Origin of the sequence: Candidatus Defluviilinea proxima (assembly GCA_016721115.1) — a bacterium.
GTDB lineage: Bacteria > Chloroflexota > Anaerolineae > Anaerolineales > Villigracilaceae > Defluviilinea > Defluviilinea proxima.
Map to the genome: position 1 here is coordinate 2,762,201 of JADKIW010000001.1, position 16,171 is coordinate 2,778,371.

The 16,171-nt window shown below is 48.2% G+C and carries 19 protein-coding genes; 6 read left to right on the plus strand and 13 right to left on the minus strand.

Features of this window, described 5'->3' with window-relative positions; translation table 11 throughout:
- Position 1 precedes the first annotated feature (1 nt).
- Entirely contained in the window at positions 2–1,252 is a 1,251-nt protein-coding gene (locus tag IPP66_12800; protein MBK9926157.1) for an FAD-dependent oxidoreductase, read from the plus strand.
- Here IPP66_12800 and IPP66_12805 read toward each other — a convergent pair.
- Entirely contained in the window at positions 1,249–2,094 is an 846-nt protein-coding gene (locus IPP66_12805; GenBank protein ID MBK9926158.1) for a methyltransferase domain-containing protein, read from the minus strand. The two genes, IPP66_12800 and IPP66_12805, sit on opposite strands and share 4 nt — an antisense overlap.
- A 157-nt stretch (positions 2,095–2,251) precedes the next feature.
- On the opposite strand from IPP66_12805, the gene IPP66_12810 reads away from it, so the two are divergent.
- The 3 genes from IPP66_12810 to IPP66_12820 all read left to right on the plus strand — a co-directional run bounded on the left by IPP66_12810 (position 2,252) and on the right by IPP66_12820 (position 4,371).
- Positions 2,252–2,788 carry an NUDIX hydrolase gene (locus tag IPP66_12810; protein MBK9926159.1) on the plus strand — a complete coding sequence of 179 codons (537 nt, stop codon included), beginning with the start codon at positions 2,252–2,254 and terminating at the stop codon, positions 2,786–2,788.
- Between the two features lie 21 nt (positions 2,789–2,809).
- A complete protein-coding gene (locus IPP66_12815; protein MBK9926160.1) occupies positions 2,810–3,265 on the plus strand; it encodes an NUDIX domain-containing protein in 456 nt (151 codons plus the stop codon).
- Between the two features lie 89 nt (positions 3,266–3,354).
- On the plus strand, positions 3,355–4,371 hold the full coding sequence (locus IPP66_12820; protein MBK9926161.1) for a DUF4349 domain-containing protein: 1,017 nt from the start codon (positions 3,355–3,357) through the stop codon (positions 4,369–4,371).
- An 82-nt stretch (positions 4,372–4,453) separates the two neighbouring features.
- Here IPP66_12820 and IPP66_12825 read toward each other — a convergent pair whose 3' ends face one another.
- The 10 genes from IPP66_12825 to IPP66_12870 all read right to left on the minus strand — a co-directional run bounded on the left by IPP66_12825 (position 4,454) and on the right by IPP66_12870 (position 12,954).
- Positions 4,454–5,008, minus strand: coding sequence for a hypothetical protein (locus tag IPP66_12825; protein ID MBK9926162.1), 555 nt, complete (start codon positions 5,006–5,008; stop codon positions 4,454–4,456).
- Between the two features lie 8 nt (positions 5,009–5,016).
- Entirely contained in the window at positions 5,017–6,048 is a 1,032-nt protein-coding gene (locus IPP66_12830) for an aldehyde reductase (GenBank protein ID MBK9926163.1), read from the minus strand.
- A gap of 1 nt (position 6,049) precedes the next feature.
- Positions 6,050–6,841 carry a DUF92 domain-containing protein gene (locus IPP66_12835; GenBank protein ID MBK9926164.1) on the minus strand — a complete coding sequence of 264 codons (792 nt, stop codon included), beginning with the start codon at positions 6,839–6,841 and terminating at the stop codon, positions 6,050–6,052.
- A 25-nt stretch (positions 6,842–6,866) separates the two neighbouring features.
- A complete protein-coding gene (locus IPP66_12840; protein ID MBK9926165.1) occupies positions 6,867–7,784 on the minus strand; it encodes a hypothetical protein in 918 nt (305 codons plus the stop codon).
- A 33-nt stretch (positions 7,785–7,817) separates the two neighbouring features.
- On the minus strand, positions 7,818–8,987 hold the full coding sequence (locus IPP66_12845; GenBank protein MBK9926166.1) for a hypothetical protein: 1,170 nt from the start codon (positions 8,985–8,987) through the stop codon (positions 7,818–7,820).
- 57 nt (positions 8,988–9,044) lie between these two features.
- Complete coding sequence (locus IPP66_12850) at positions 9,045–9,554, minus strand: polymer-forming cytoskeletal protein (GenBank protein ID MBK9926167.1); 510 nt, start codon at positions 9,552–9,554, stop codon at positions 9,045–9,047.
- Between the two features lie 84 nt (positions 9,555–9,638).
- Positions 9,639–10,436: an enoyl-ACP reductase gene (locus tag IPP66_12855; protein MBK9926168.1), complete on the minus strand. Its 798-nt coding sequence runs from the start codon at positions 10,434–10,436 to the stop codon at positions 9,639–9,641.
- A gap of 40 nt (positions 10,437–10,476) precedes the next feature.
- The gene (locus IPP66_12860) at positions 10,477–11,049 is read right to left on the minus strand and encodes a DNA-3-methyladenine glycosylase (protein MBK9926169.1); all 573 of its coding nucleotides are present in this window, start codon (positions 11,047–11,049) and stop codon (positions 10,477–10,479) included.
- Positions 11,050–11,128: 79 nt separating this feature from the next.
- Positions 11,129–12,052, minus strand: coding sequence for an NAD-dependent epimerase/dehydratase family protein (locus tag IPP66_12865; GenBank protein MBK9926170.1), 924 nt, complete (start codon positions 12,050–12,052; stop codon positions 11,129–11,131).
- Between the two features lie 26 nt (positions 12,053–12,078).
- Positions 12,079–12,954, minus strand: a complete 876-nt coding sequence (locus tag IPP66_12870) for an EamA family transporter (protein ID MBK9926171.1) — start codon at positions 12,952–12,954, stop codon at positions 12,079–12,081.
- 329 nt (positions 12,955–13,283) lie between these two features.
- On the opposite strand from IPP66_12870, the gene IPP66_12875 reads away from it, so the two are divergent.
- Positions 13,284–13,496 (plus strand): cold-shock protein, encoded by a 213-nt coding sequence (locus IPP66_12875; protein ID MBK9926172.1) that lies wholly within the window; start codon positions 13,284–13,286, stop codon positions 13,494–13,496.
- A 155-nt stretch (positions 13,497–13,651) separates the two neighbouring features.
- On the plus strand, positions 13,652–13,804 hold the full coding sequence (locus tag IPP66_12880; protein MBK9926173.1) for a hypothetical protein: 153 nt from the start codon (positions 13,652–13,654) through the stop codon (positions 13,802–13,804).
- A gap of 163 nt (positions 13,805–13,967) precedes the next feature.
- Here IPP66_12880 and IPP66_12885 read toward each other — a convergent pair whose 3' ends face one another.
- Positions 13,968–14,813, minus strand: a complete 846-nt coding sequence (locus tag IPP66_12885) for a DUF4435 domain-containing protein (GenBank protein ID MBK9926174.1) — start codon at positions 14,811–14,813, stop codon at positions 13,968–13,970.
- Positions 14,806–16,119, minus strand: coding sequence for an AAA family ATPase (locus IPP66_12890; protein ID MBK9926175.1), 1,314 nt, complete (start codon positions 16,117–16,119; stop codon positions 14,806–14,808). Before IPP66_12890 ends, IPP66_12885 begins: the two co-directional genes overlap by 8 nt.
- Between the last annotated feature and the right edge of the window lie 52 nt (positions 16,120–16,171).

Sequence of the window (16,171 nt, forward strand, 5' to 3'; positions counted from 1 at the left end):
AATGACAACAAAATCAGATGTCCTTATCATCGGTGGGGGACCCGTAGGTTTAAGCTGTGCTTATTACCTTTTGAAATCTGGAAGAAAAGTGACTTTGCTCGATGCAAAAGAAATCGGCAAGGGCAGTGGCTCAGGTAACGCGGGGCATATCGTGCCGAGTCATATCATTCCGCTGGCGGCGCCGGGCGTAGTGACATCTGCCCTCAAGTGGATGCTAGACCCTGCACACAGTCCTTTTGGAATGAAGATCAGTCTCGACCCGAATTACCTAATGTGGCTGTTGAAGTTCACGTTGGCGTGTAGTGATGCGAATGTTCAACGCAGTATCAAACCATTGAACGACCTCGGCCAACTAAGCGCGAAGAACTTTGCGCAGATCATCGCTGAAGAAAAGTTTGACTGCTCGTATCAAGAGAAAGGTTTGCTCTTTTTATACAAAACTGAAAACGCCTTCTACGATGGACAGCATGAAGGTGAGTTCATGCAGAAGCATGGAATCCCTGTCAGTGTGTACGATAAATCCAAAATTCATGAAGTGGAACCCGCCGCATTGGAAGATGTCATCGGTAGCGTGCATTTCACAGGTGACTCGCACCTCAACCCGGCTGTGTTTCTCAAACTATTAAGCGACCGCGTCCGTGCGATGGGATGCGAAATGCTTGAGAACACGCCGGTCACAGGATTTGAATCAGCGGAGGGAAAGGTTCGGGTTGTGAAAACAGCCTCGGCTGAGTTTGAAGCGGAGCACGTCATCCTGGCGGCTGGTTCGTTGACCCCATCCGTGGCACGTGACCTGAAATTGAATGTTCCCATCCAGCCTGCGCGCGGATATAGCCTGACCATGTCTGCGACAAAGCAGATGCCGAGCCACGCGCTTATCTTGGGGGAACGCAGGGTCGCAGTTTCGCCGATGGGAGATGTCTTGCGGTTTACTGGGCGGTTGGAAGTGGGGAATAGCGGTATGACGCCGAACCCGATCTGGATTCAACGCATTGAGAATTCGGCGCGTGAGTATTTGCGGCTCGATGAAAAGCTCGATGTGAAAGAAACGTGGGCAGGGCTTCGACCGACGACGCCCGATGGGGTTCCGATCATTGGGCGTTCACCGAAGCACAGCAATTTGATCCTTGCTACGGGGCATGCGATGCTTGGTCTTTCGCTTGGACCTGGTACGGGGCAGGTGGTGACGGAGCTGATCAATGGGAAGCAGACAGCGCTTGATCTACAACCATTGCGTTTGAATCGATTTTAGATTTTCTCGAACACTAAAAAACGATATTCGATAATGTCTGTGTACAGGCATTGTTGTAACGCCATACTCCCTAGCATGGATGAGACAATGGTGTGTTTGATCGGAATATGCTCACCGATGAAACGCAATGTACGCGCAAGAAAATTTGGCAGATTGCGTAGGCGCAGATATGGCGTTAGGTTGTCGTTCTTGAGTAAACGTAATTGATGTTGCTTTGCAAATGTGGTGGCTTGTTCTGTGGTGATTACACCGGGGACATGCCACCCGTTTTTGAATGTGTTTAGCCAACGCGTTTCTGCTGGTGACAGTGGCCGCGCCGCTTGATAATCATCCACGATGATCAGTTTGCCACCTTTCCGCAGTAGCCGACTCGTCTCTTGGAAATATTGTTCTTGCTCTGCTGTGTGGACGATAGCCTCAACCGAAAAGATGACATCCAGCGTTTCGTCTTTTAGCGGCATGTGTATGAAATTACCTTCTGCGAAAAGGATCTGATTCTCCAACCCGATTTGTTTTGTAAATTGATTTGCCAGTTGTGCTTGTACCGGGCTGATCGTTACGCCTAGTGCAGGTGCGGGCTCCTGTAAACGCGGGACGATATAAAATAACCCTGCACCGACGCCACAGCCAAGGTCTGCGATACGTGCGCCGATGGGTGCGATGGATTCGATCTCGACACGTATCCGTTCGTTGGTTACATTGAGGGCATCTTCAAGTGTTTGTGTATCGTCTGTCCATAATGAGCGGTGGATGTTTTGCGCTTGTTTCGAGTTGCTGAAAGCGAGGAACAGACGGGTGTTTTCATCGTAGTAGTTGCGGACGTCCTTGTGGGTGATGGTCATGATGCAAAAATTATACCTAGAGCGGCCACATATTGCAGCAGTAGGCAATATAACCCCTTCCATCGAAATCTTTCACGGTTTATACTGACATTTGCCCATTCTCCAGTTGGAGTCTTTTACATCCCATACGGCACGAGAAACAGAGGAATCGTAACCCATGACCATCACGCCCTGGAAAGTTTTAGAGTCATCTTATATTCGTCCGAGATTCCGTATTGATAAGTGCGAATTGCCCAATGGCAAATTCCTCGACGCGACCATTTTTGAATTCCGCTCGTGGGCGAACGTTGTTGCGCTGACCGAAAAGAATGAAGTGGTTTTGATCAAACAATACCGTCACGGCGTGCAAGAAGTGTTGTGGGAGATTCCCGGTGGTGTGGTGGAAGACGAGGAAGACCCATTGGAAGGTGTGAAGCGGGAATTGATCGAAGAGACAGGTTATACAGCTCGCGAGTTTATCCAGGTGGCAAAGTTGTATCCCAACCCCGCGCTTCAAACGAATTCGATGTACTGCTTCCTTGCATTAGGCGCGGAAAAAGTAAGTGGACAAGACCTCGATGATGGCGAAGATATTGAAGTTCATCTTGTGCCATTGGAAGATTTGATGGAAATGACAAAGCGCGGGGAGTTTCCGCATGCTTTACAGGTGGCGGCATTGTTCCATGCGATCAGCTATTTGAACGGCAAACCGTAGTCGCCAAGAAGGGAGATGTTCATGCGAACTCGTGCTGGGATTGTACTGATCGAAGACGATAAAGTTGCGTTGATCGAACGTCATCGCGGTGGGTTGGATTATTTTGTGTTCCCCGGCGGCGGTGTGGACGAAGGCGAGACGATTGAGGCTGCCGCCATCCGTGAGACGATGGAAGAGTTGGGTGTGGAAGTTGTGATCAAGCAACAGGTGGTGACCATCCATTTTGATCAAAGTACACAAGTCTATTTTTTGGTGGAGAGAGTCGGTGGAGAGTTTGGTACGGGCACAGGAGAGGAGTTCACCGATTCCAATCCTTTCGATCCAGATGAGGGTGTATACGTCCCGATCTGGATGCCAATCGAGGAGTTGCCACAACACGAGAAAGTTTTCCCTGCTGAAGTGGCGAAACTGCTTTTGAAAGCGCAGACAGACGGATGGTCGGATGAGCCGGTTGTCATTTTTGAAAAGACAAAGTAACAAAGATCCAGAACGCTCAGGGGAACATTTTATCCAGCCCATCGTCCATGACTTAACGCCGAAAGTAAAATCTGTTCACGGAGGATAAGATGAAAACTCGATCTAGTCTGTTGATGTTGTTTGTTGTTGGTGTTCTGTTGTTGGCCGCTTGTGGAAGTGCCATGGCACCGTCCGCTACCGAAGCGCCGTTCGTAGATGAAATGATATTGCCGGCCGCGACGATGGTGGTGGAATCATATGCCGCGCAGGAGGCGCCTGCCGCCGACGTGGCGGGACTCGCGCCGGTGCAAGATGCACAGAAATCAAGCGTGGATGGGGGCGCTTATGAAATTGCCAACCCTGAAGGGGAGAATGTGGTGGTGCAAAACACGAATCGGAAGGTCATCAAGAATGCGGATATGCGTTTGTTGGTGAAAGAGACGAGTACAGCCATCAATCGCACAACCCAGATCGTTTCTGATGTGGGCGGATATATCGTGAGCTCCCGCGTCTGGTATCAGGATTATTTTGGCAATAACCTGATGTATGCCACGATCACTATGGGCGTACCGGTGGATGAGTTCGAACATAGTTTGAATCGTCTGCGCGATCTTTCGATCCGCGTGTTGGATGAGAATGCATCGGGCGAAGATGTGACCGACCAGTATGTGGACTTGCAATCGCAGTTGGTTAATCTCGAGGCGACGCGTGCTCGTATTCAGGAATTTTTGAAAGATGCGAAAAGCGTGGACGAGGCCTTGCGCATCAATCAGGAATTAGCGAATATCGAATCACAGATCGAACAGATCAAGGGACGCATGAATTATCTTTCAGATCGCGCGGCCTTTTCAACGATCACTGTCAACTTTGAGCCTGAGTTGCCCATTCTGACACCGACTCCCACCCCGACCATTGCGCCGACGAATACTCCTGTCCCCACCGCCACTCTGGCCCCGTGGAAACCCGGTGAAACCTTTGGCGATGCGAAGAAGAGTGTGACTGTGGCCTATCGCGGTATCTTTGACTTCTTGATCTGGCTGGTCGTTGTGATCCTGCCCATTGTCCTGCCGCCTGCATTGATCCTGTGGGGGCTGTGGAAGTTGTTGAATAGGAAGCCGAAGGCATAGTCATTGGTAAATGGTAATTGGTAAGTGAAAACAGGGACGGCACGTGGAGTGCTGTCCCTGTTTTTTATGTTTGATCTTGAAGTTAGTTCTGCGTTTTTACGAAATCTTGAGGAACAAAGTCATCTGGATCCCCAATAAAGTTCCATAGAATTAAGTCTTCATTTTCCTCATAGATATATAAATTGTATGTCCGACTATAGTTGTTTGGGTACTCAATAGAGATCTTTACACTAGGAACATCTTTATTCCCCTCGCTTGTGATCCCGTTCGTGGTGCTTATTTCCCACGAGCAAGCCAGGATATTGTTGGTGAGAACGTCATTGGGTATTTCACTGTGGGAGATTTCTGGGGGAGAATCTTTGTAATTGGGTAACCATTGAATCTCAAGCTTGACCTGACATGTCCCGTCATTGTTCAATCGGATTGTTTTCCATGGGGCGAGATCTGGCCAATCTGGAAAAGTATCTCTAAACTTCTGAAGCCTTTCTTCGGATTCTTGTTTTATTCTCCATTCCCCAGCTAATTCTTGAGTTTGTACCTCTCGGGTTATATATCGATTTGGCACATCAAATAAAAGGCTTAAAATTCCACAACCGAGGAAAATGAAGATAAAACCAAACCCGAGTGATGATTTCATTATGCGTGCTACACCAAGCCATTCTCGATCAAGCTCTCAGCCATCGAAAGGATTGCTTCCTTGCTTGAGCGTGGTTGCCAGTTAAGAACTCGCTTCGCTTTGTCACTGGAAAGTTCAAAATCCCAATTCAGCGAAGGGATGACGAGCGCAACTTTTTTATCGAAGAGTGCAACCAGCTTGGCGAGAAAAACGGGGAATACCAATCGGGGTATCTTGTAGCCACGACTTCCATATTGGGCATGCAATATCTCAGCGATGTCTTTGATCCATGCTGTTCCTCCAGAGCACAAGAATCGTTGGCCAGCGGCTTCGGGTGTGGACATCGCAAGGATGATCGCTGATGCTACATCGCGCACATCTACAACCCCCATTTTGAGTCTTGCGATGCCGGGCACTTGTCCGCGCAGTAAGGTGCTGATGGCTTCTGCCGATGTGGGGAAGTTCTTGTTGGGAATGGGACCGACGATCAGCGGTGGGTTGATCGTTGCCAATTCCATTTTGTTGACGTTTTCTGTACCGTTGATGAAGTCCCATGCGGCACGTTCGGCGAGAGTCTTGCTTTTGGCATAGGCGCCAATCGGCCTATCTAACCGTGACCAATCCTCTTCGGTAAAGGCTCGGTTCTCGCCTTCATGCCCTGTTGAGATCGCCGCATTCGATGAGACCTGCACCACGCGTTTCACTTTGGCCGCGTGTGCGGCGCGGAGTACACATAAGGTCCCTTCAACGGCGGGTTTGATCAGCTCATCTTCATGTTCTGGTTCGTATAACGGGAATGGCGATGCCACATGCAATACATATTCGCATCCCTGTACGGCTTGTTCCCAGCCTTCCTCTTTACCGAGGTCAGCGTTGACGAATTCGAGACGGTCGTCCGCGTTCACGTATTTGCGAAGAGTCTCGCGTACCTCGTTCTCACGGCTCATGGTCCGTAATGTGCCTCGTACTTTGTATCCTTGCTCGAGCAATTGAATGATCGTGTGAGTCGCGAGGAATCCACTTGCACCTGTGACAAGCACGGGGTGTGATGTAACGGCCATGTTAGAACAATCCTTTCAATAGAAGAGCAATGAATACGCCGAACGCGCCACACGCAAAATTAACCCAATCATTGTCGAGCCACTTCCAGCCACGGATGTGAACCGTCTCTGTGCCGCAGGTGTGGAGCGGATGCTTCTCCGTCTCTTTTTTGTCGATGGGGCAATAGTACATGGCTTGCACGGTGGCACCGATCAATGAGTCGAAGAGCGAACCAGCGAGGCCAGCAAGAGAAATTAACGGAAGAAGGAACCAGTTAGCAGTAAACAGTGCGGCGGGCAGAGCGATGACAAATGCACCCAACAGCGAGGCAAAAGTTCCAAAGAGGGAGATCCCGCCCGAGGTCCCTTTTTCGACGCGTTTTCTTAAGTCCGTGATCATGGTGGGGGGAGTCGGATTCAGAACGCCCAACTCTGTTGCCCAAGTGTCCGCATTGACAGCCGCTAACGCGGCCGCGAATCCGATCCACGGGACGGCTGATTCGGGGTAAATGGCATGGGTCAACACGAAGGCTGTTGCGATGCCACCGTTGCCGAACACCTGACCCGCATCACGTTGATGTCCCTTTGAAAACTTTTCATCGAGTCCCTGCTTGCGTTTCTTGAAAAGTCGACTTAACGCCGATGATGTAATGAAGAAGATGAGAAGCAGTACTGCCCATTGCAGACCGCCCAAACCAAAAACGACCGTGCCCACAATGGTCGCGGCAATCGCTCCGCTTTGATCGAGGCTGTGTGCACGATAAGCAAGATAAGCGATGATGATGGCAAGAATGAGACCAATGATGAGTTGCATGAAAGTTAATGTCCGCACTGAGATGTTAGACCGGTGTCGTCACCAAAAATAAAACTGCCATAAGGAATAATACCGCGCAGATCGTGCTTGAGATCCACACAATGAATGCCAATGGGCGTTGTTTATCCCAACGATAAAAATATAGACCTGCGATAATGCTCAACGCGTACATGAAGCCGCTGATGAGAGGCAGCAGGATCAATTGCGAAGACGAAGCGACCTGGTCAGGTACGCCGAGTGCATCGAATCCAAACGGGATTTGCGTCAGCGAGGGGATCAATATCCCGACCCAAACCACCAGCCCTAAATTAAGAAAGAGGCCGCTCATCCATAAGAAGCGTGCCATGGGGCTTTCCCATGCCTGTGTGATGATGAATGACGGATACACCGATTTATATTCGGCGGGCGTCAAGCTTCCCATCTCTGTGGCGCGGGCAAAGGTTTGCACAAGTGCCGATGCTTTCTCAGGCGAGATGGCGAACACGCGCTTTGAAGTTGCGATGAGGATCATGTTATTTGTGCTGGATGCGATGAACTCGACAACGCCTAGATCAGGATGACGGCGCGTGCCGAGTATTGCACCGGGCAAACGCAAGGGTGGCAGACTCAATGGACGTGTCAGGTCAGTGGCAGGGCGCACCCATTCGATATCGCTCAACGGAATATCTTCCACGCGCAAGCCCCACAAAATGGCGAGACTGTCGCGGTCGATGTAATAGTCCGCGCGTAGCAGTGCGTAGACGCGATATCCAAAGACAGGAATCGGCGCAAAGGCGATCAAGGCAACGAGAAGATACATCACATACGATGGCCCTACCTGCACACGCGAGAGATTCCAAAATCCCCATGCCGATACAGCCGCAAGCACGATGATGATGATCACGTGTGTTGTTACGCCGCTTTGTTTGGCTGGGGGGAAATGTCCGACTTTGGGGTTGTTCATTATTTTTGTAGGGGCGGGGTCTCCCCGCCCATTTCATTTCAAAAGGGATTTGATTTTCTCAACGATCTCGTCAACCGCTACAAGTTGATTCTCTTTTACCTTGCGCGGCTTCAATTCTACCATTCCCTCTTTCAAACCCTTTTCTCCCACTGTTACCCGCACAGGACATCCGATCAAGTCCGCATCGTTGAATTTGACTCCTGCACGTTCATCGCGGTCATCAAATAATACCGAGACGCCCGCAGTTTGCAATGAGTTATAAATCTCCTCTGCTTTCGCGCGCGTATCTAATTCCTTGCCGGGCACATGCATGAGATACACATCGAACGGCGCGGCAGGATGGGGGAGAGTCAGTCCCTTTTCATCGTGATGAGTTTCGGCCAAAGCCAGAAGAATATTTTCTGCATCGTTCAATTGAATGACATTCAAAACCGAAAGCGGATTTCCACACGCAATACATGCGTCGCCCTCTTTCGCTTGCACCAGATCCGCAACGACCTCAGCAGAATAATCTCTTCCGTAATTTGTGTTCTTGAAATGCCAACCCGATTCATTTGCTCCCGCAACAAGATTTTGTGAAGCTGGGACCAGATCATCCACGAGAATCAACGCGTCTTTCAACCCGACAGCTGATGCATACCCCGCCACCGCTCCCACACGGACAATTTCTTCCCCCGTCGCCGCACGGACATCACCAACTTGCGCCTTTAACTTCGCTTCGCTGGCTTGCATGTCTCCACGCACAACGACGAAGATGAATTTTCCATCGCTGATGCGGGTGTACATCAATGCTTTAGCGGTTTTCTCTTTGGGAAGGTTCAGTAAATTCGCAAGGGATTCAATGGTATTGCAATCGGGCGTTGAAATTTTTTCAACGGATAACATTTCCTCTTGCGGAAGTGCCGTCTTTGCAAGGCGAGCGAGTTCCAGCCGCTTTGTATATTTGCAAGATGGACAATACGCAACTTCAATGTCGCCTGAGGCGATAGAGAAGAAAGTTTCGTTTTTGTTACTAATTGTTGGCAGAGAAAGCAGGGATTGGTCAGCCAACTCGCGCAAGTGACTTGTGGCGTGTTCGCCCAACTTCGTCAACAGATTCTCTCGAGTCAAATACCCTGCGCGGGCAAGGAATGAGAATCCCTCTGTCCGTGCGTTGTTCGGCGCTTCACGTTGTGTTTGGATTTGCAGGTCGCGATATTTCATAAACAATTTGTAGGGATGACCACATCGTACCCTATGGGTAGCTGGTCATCCCTACAGTTATTCCGCCTTTTTTCTTTTAGGGAGCCGTTGTGTTCTCTCAGGGTCAGGGACAACGATCGGCGTCGATGCAATGGACTCGGCTTGGGCGGCCTCCGATTGTGTTGTTTCAGTGGCAGGCCCGAGGTCCAGCTCGACCGTTTCTTCCATGCGGATCTGGCCTCTTAGGAAGGCGCCTTCTTCCGTCACGAAGGCTGTCGTGACCACGTCTCCCCAAACACGACCACTGCCGCGAATTTCCAATTTTTGAGTCGTGATGTTGCCGCGCACCGCACCAGCGACAATGACCGTGTTAGCGCGGACGTTCTGGCAGGTGACACGTCCCGTTTCACCGACGACGAGCATACCGCGCAAAGCGATCTCACCTTCGAACGCGCCCTCAATGCGGACGCCGCCCGAACCGTTGATCGAACCGTGCCAAATGACACCCGAACCCAGCACCGACGTGATGCGCTCCACGGCCTGGACGGGTTGTTGTGTTTCAGTAGGAATAGTATTGCGTTTGAACATAGGGTTGATTTTACCGTTAAAACAAAAAGGGCGGCACGCTTCGCAGCGCCGCCCCTACTGTTCACTTATCAAGGGTAACTTGACTTACTCGCTCTTCTCTTCTTTCGGTGGCATCTGCACGCCCATGATGTTGAAACCAGAGTCTACGTACAACACTTCGCCCGTAATGCGAGCGGACATATTCGAAGCAAGGAACACAGCCGAATTGCCGACATCTTCGATAGTCACATTCTCGCGCATCGGAGCCGCATCAGCAAAGTGCTTGTACATATCGCGGAAGCCGCCCACGCCCGCCGCCGCCAATGTGCGGATCGGTCCAGCCGAGATCGCATTGACGCGGATACCTTGCGGGCCGAGGTCATTCGCCAAATAGCGTGTGGATGATTCCAATGCGGCTTTCGCTACACCCATCACGTTATAGTTTGGCGCAACTTTCACCGAACCGTAATACGTGAGACACATCACCGAAGCGCCGGGGTTCAAGAGTGGCAGAAATGCATTGGTCAACGCCACAAACGAAAAGACCGAAATGTCCATCGCGTTCTTGAAGCCTTCGCGGCTGGTTTGGTAATACGGTCTGCTCAATTCGTCCTTGCCCGCGAATGCAATCGAGTGTACCAACACGTCGATCTTGCCAAATTGCTTTGCGGCTTTTTCTGCCGTCGCCGCGATCTGCTCATCGTTCGTTACATCACATTCTTCAACCCACTTGCATCCTACTTTTTCTGCGAGCGGCATCACACGCTTTTCAAGCATCTGACCCGCGTAGCTGATACCGATATTCGCGCCCTCACGATGGAACGCCTGCGTAATGCCCCACGCGATGGACTTGTCATTTGCCAGACCAAAAATCAATGCATTCTTACCTTCAAGTAATCCCATAAAATCTCCTTTGGTTATCTCCGTCATTGCGATGACAAAATTATAAAATCTTCCAGCCTTTTACCAAAAATCTCCAGGGTTTGGATAGCCATGGCTCAGGCGTATTATTTAAACCCACACGAGGGCCTTTCGTCACGGCTTTATTCGGGACTTTAACACCCGCTTCTATCCATAAGCCTGAGCCTGTTTCCGTCAAATCGACCGTATTCTCGCTTTTAGTGATCCCCATTGCCTGACAAAGTTTCCCGGGACCGAATGTATCGCGGCCGTTTCTTCTTTCCAGCATGACTTCAACGCCCTCAATAGGTTGTATTGCCCGTATCAATACCGCCGCAGGGAATCCTTCCTGCTCGGTGACCGCGTTCAAAATCCAGTGATTCCCATACGTAAAATAGACATACGCATGTCCGGGTTCTCCATACATTACCTGAGTGCGCGGTGTACGCCCTGCTTTGCAGTGACAGGCCAAATCCTTTTCGCTGATATAGGCTTCCGTTTCGGTAATGATGCCAACCAACTTCACGCCATCGAGAATCCGAACCAAGCGCGCACCGATCAGTTCGCGTGCCACGGTCAATGTGGGGCGGTTGTAAAAATCTCGGGGAATAATCATTTTTTTACCACGAAGGACACTAAGGTCACGAAGGATTAAGCCATTAAAACTTTGTGTCCTTCGTGCCCTTTGTGTTTAATCATTTGAATCGTGAGTCCCTCTTGATCGTCAGCCTCAGCCCTTCTTCCAACTTAATGGACGGACGGTAGCCGAGTTTCTCTTTCGCGATGGATAGGTCTGCGCTCATGCGTGAGACGCCACCAGATGTGGTGGCGTTGTATAACACTTCGGGTTTACTTCCCGTCACATCCAACACGGACTTGATCAAATCGCGGACGTTGGTCTCTACGCCAGAGCCGACATTGATGACAAGCCCGTTGATGTTCGGTGCGGTGGCGGAGGCGACCAGTGCGCTGACCACATCGTCCACGTAGACGTAATCGCGGGTTTGCGAGCCATCTCCGTGTGCGACGAGGGTTCCGCCGCGCAAGGCTTGTTTCAGATAATGCGGTACCACGGGTGGATGCGATGCGGGGAGGTGTTGACCGGGTCCATAGGCGTTGAAGATTCTCAAACTGACAGTTTCGATTCCCCACAAGCCGCCGATGGTGCGGACGTAGTATTCCGCCGCGAGTTTGGATACGGCATACGGTGAACGAGGGTTGGGGGTGAGAGTCTCTTTCAGCGGCTGATCGGCTATATCGCCGTAGACAGCTCCGGAGGAGGCAAGAACGACGCGGCGTACGCCGACATCCCGCATTGCTTCCATGAGCGCCACTGTCCCGCCGACGTTGACGTTGTTGTAGTCCCGAGGATATAAAACGGACTCAGGCACCGAGACACGTGCCGCGAGATGATAGACAACATCCACCTCTTGAAGGAGAGTCCACAACTTGGGGCGGTCGCTGACATCACCGCGCGTAAAGTGGACATCGGGTGCGAGCGCTTGTGGATCGCCCGTAGAGAGATCGTCGAGCCCACGGACTTGATGTCCCTCGCGGGCGAGGTGGTTGGCAAGAGAAGAGCCGAGGAATCCCGCGGCTCCAGTGATTAGAAAGTTCATAAGGTGATTATAGCATTCCCCTGTGCTTAGATTTCGGCTGGCCGGGTTTGACGGAGTTCATTGCGTGCGAGCAAAATAACCGCGAATATGATCAAGCCACCTCCCAACAATGTGACCGTCGTCAGCCGTTCCTGAAATAACCACGCAGCCAAAAGGACAGTGACCACAGGCTCCAGTGTGGATAGCATCGCCGCGTTGGTGGGACCGATCCTTTCCAGCCCGCCGAGAAATGTGACCACGGGAATTACGGTGGCGATCAAGACAACGCCAGCCATGGCGAGCCAGGAGGAATTACTTGTGGGGAAGTGTGGGCCATTGATTGCCGCAAGGATCCCGTAGACTGTACCCGCCGATGCAAAAATAACCGTGGACGATTGCACTGTCGAAACATGTTTCATGACGTTCGTGCCGACGATGATGTAGACGGAATAGATCGCCGCGGCAGAGATGGCGAACAAAATGCCCGTCCATTCGCCGCCTTTGGGATTCACGGTGAGAGCGGTGCCGATCAGGGCAATGCCTAACGCGATGACTTTGACGCGCGTAATTTTTTCTCGTAAAAAGATCACAGACAGGAGAAAGACGAACATCGGATACAAGTACAGAAGCAATGCCACCAAGCCAGCGGATGCATATTGAATGGCACTCAGGTAGGAGAACGACTGACCGACATACCCCAAGGCGCCCATCCCGATCAGTTGACCGAGGATCCGTCCGCGTGGCAGAGACTCGCGCCTTGCAATGAGAAGGATGACCATTATGACTGCGGCAATCGAAAATCGTAGGAAGAGCACGGTGAATGTATCCATGCCTGCGGCATATAGGTATTTACCGAAGATGGCAAGTGTCCCGAAGGACGCGGCGGAGATGGCGATGAGAATGATGCCTGTTATGCGTTTCATGTACGAATAGTGTTCCGATCTGGTGTTTGGATCGCCGAAGCATACACCTTTAACTTGTCGTTGTGAGGGCGTGGTTGTTGGAAAGTTGTTTGAAATAAGCTCAATACGAACTGTGTGATGCGTGCTTGATCGCGTTTAACTGCCAATTTTGATTGACTTATTCGCATTACCCTGTTACTATTGGCTCAGTAGGATAACGGTAAGTTACGTTGGTTTGAAGAACAGCCACAGCTCACGGTTTCAAATCCGTGGGCTGTTTTGTTTTTGTTTACCTCCGATGGAACGACCAAGACGCCTAAAAACTTTTTTATTGCCATAGGAGGCAAAACATGTCTGAAAGAATAGTCGGTACAGTTAAGTGGTTCAACGGTGACAAGGGCTTCGGCTTCATCGAACGCGAAGGCGGAAAGGACGTTTTCGTCCATTTCTCTGCCATTCAAGGCGATGGTTTCCGCAACTTGCAGGAAGGCCAGAAGGTCGAGTTCAATGTTGAACAAGGCCCCAAGGGTCCGCAGGCCAGCAACGTTACGATCAGCAACTAGTTGACAAAAAAAGAGCCCCGCGATTTCGCGGGGCTCTTTTTGATTCTGTGATTATTCATTGCATTTTTGTTATGACGTGTGCATTTTTATTGCAAAACAATATCATTCAACTGAACTTTGAATGAACTTTGAAATCACCAGTGTATACTAAAATTATGAATACAAAAGACGAAAAGAAAATCATAAAAGAAAAGCCTATGTTTCTTTTGCCGCTTCCCATTGATGAGATTATGAACGCCTTGTTGCAGGGCAGACAACAGCCCAAAAAGGAAAAGAAGCCAAAGAAGAAAATGGCTAAATCCAAGTAACTTGCTTATTCTGTTTTTGCGTGCGCTAATTTATTCTTGGAGAATCTGCTCGGCTTGGGAGCAAATTTACTCTGAGTAGGGCCGTAAGCCAGCAAATAGTCGACAAAAAAAAGGAGCCCGCAATTTCGCGGGGCTCCTTTTTGATTCTTTTGTTTCAATTTTGCTAGGTAAATACTTCTAATTGGTTTTTTAAATACTGAATGTCATCACGCGATGAATTGCTGATACATTCATTTTTAAGTATTAAAACGAGATTTGTATATAGGCTTTCATTTGATATTGAAGGCGGTTTCTTGCTTGAATTTTTACCCTCGTGACGAATAAAGCTATTAATAGCCATAGTAAGAAAATGCCCCCTTATCAGAAAGAATATAGGTTTTTTTGAAGCAATCATAGTGAAAAGCTTTTCGCACCTTTTATACTTTTTTTTATCAATAGCTTGAGCTAATTCGTTTTCTCTCTCATTAATTGTTTGCTTAGATGTTAGGTGATGTTTTTTAGGATCGACAAACTTTCCACAGGCATCTCCTAGAATTTCTAGCCCTAAATTGTATTTTTGGTTCACAAGTTCAAAAATCAATAAATATCTAAATTCTTCTGTGAATTGAAGAAGCCATTTTTCGGCGAGGGAGACATCGTAACTTTGAGAACGAGAAAAAATAGATATAACTTCTGCTAAGTTGTTAGGATGGTACAACGAGTTTTCTATAGAATGTCCATACGTCCAAATAATTCTCGGGTGAATTATTTTGGTTTTTAGTATTTCCGTAAAATGAGTGTCTCTCGCCACAAATATGTCAACATTGTCAGTTGTTATTGACTGGCAATATTTTTCTAATTCGGGTGAACCGCCGGCAGGCTTTAGTATGTAGTTCTTTATGTGAAAGGCTTTGAAAATTGTATTCCAAAATGGAATATCATCAACACCTTCTACATAAACTATATACGGTTTTTCATGAAATTCTGTAAGAACATCAAGGGCTTTACTTGAATAATTGAGACTATTCATGAAGAATTTTTTCCATTGAAATGAGGTTCTTTTTTCTTCCCGCCGCAATTTCTGGTGAGTGGGTCGCCACTATGATTTGGGCGGAATCATTCAGTTTTTTGATCGACGGAATGATTTGAGCTTGCCATTCAATATGTAGCGATAGTTCTGGTTCGTCAGCGAAAAAAATAAAAGGTTCACTTTTTTGTAAGAGAGTCTCGGTTAATAGTATCAAAAGTTGCTTTTCTCCCGAAGAGATATTGGAGATTGTTGGTGACAAAATTACTTTTTGTCCCTTCTTGATTTCTAAATCCCCGTTTGCGGTGATTGAGACATCCTTGTCTTTTATGAATTCGTTGATCGTTTGTAAAAATAAATTGATCAATTGAAATACATTTTGCTTGTTTTGTTCGGCTTTTAGTGCAAGATCGATGACATGTTGAGTTCTTTTCAATAGAGACATAGGCATAATATCATCAACACGTAAATAATTTTGGTCTTTGCTATCTTGAGCCTTTCGAATACTTGCTAGGCTTTGATTGAGGACACGAATATGCTTGTCAATTTTCTGCTTTGTGGGTTCATCAAGCGCACCTAATTCTTTGTAGGCTTTTGTAAGTTCTTGTTTTTCCTTGCCTAATTCAAGTTCGCTGTTTGGTGATAATGAAAAAGTGTCGAAATTTGGATTGTATAACATTGAGCGAAGAACATCTTTTTGAAGATTAGATGAGATTTCATCCGCTTGCTTAGAGAGGATGAGCTGATACCCTTTAAGGCGTCCGATTAAGTCGTTGAGTCTTTGATCAATAGGTAGTGTGTTTGGCCTATCTATGCGACGACTTGCTCGAAATTCATCCTCAGGTGAATTTGTGTATTCAGAAGTTGCTCTGTGAACTGATAAGTTTGATATATTTATTAAGTCTGAGATTTTTCTCCCAAGCTCAAACAAAGATTCGCTAATAAGTGAATGGCGTCTCATGTTTCTTTCGATGAGTTCCACATCTCTGGCAGAAATTGAAAAGGGATAGCTTTTGTTTGCTAGTTTGTATGTAATATTTTGTATAGCAGATTCAGAAGATTCGGATTTTGTGACTGATATTTTCTTTGTTTTTGATTTTTCACTCCTTAATAAGATTGTTATTTTTTTGAATTCAAGATTTAGCAATGTCCTCAAATCAACTTTGAGGACAGCATATAGCATATTTATAAAGGTGGTTTTGCCAGTCCCATTTTTTCCGATAAAAATATTTACATCTGGATGTAGGTCAGTTTCTATTTTGTATTTCCCCCAAAAGCCTTCAATTTCTACGCGAGTTATTAGATACATAGTGGCTTCCTCTTTTATTCTACAAAACTTTTATTTCTATATTATAAAGTAA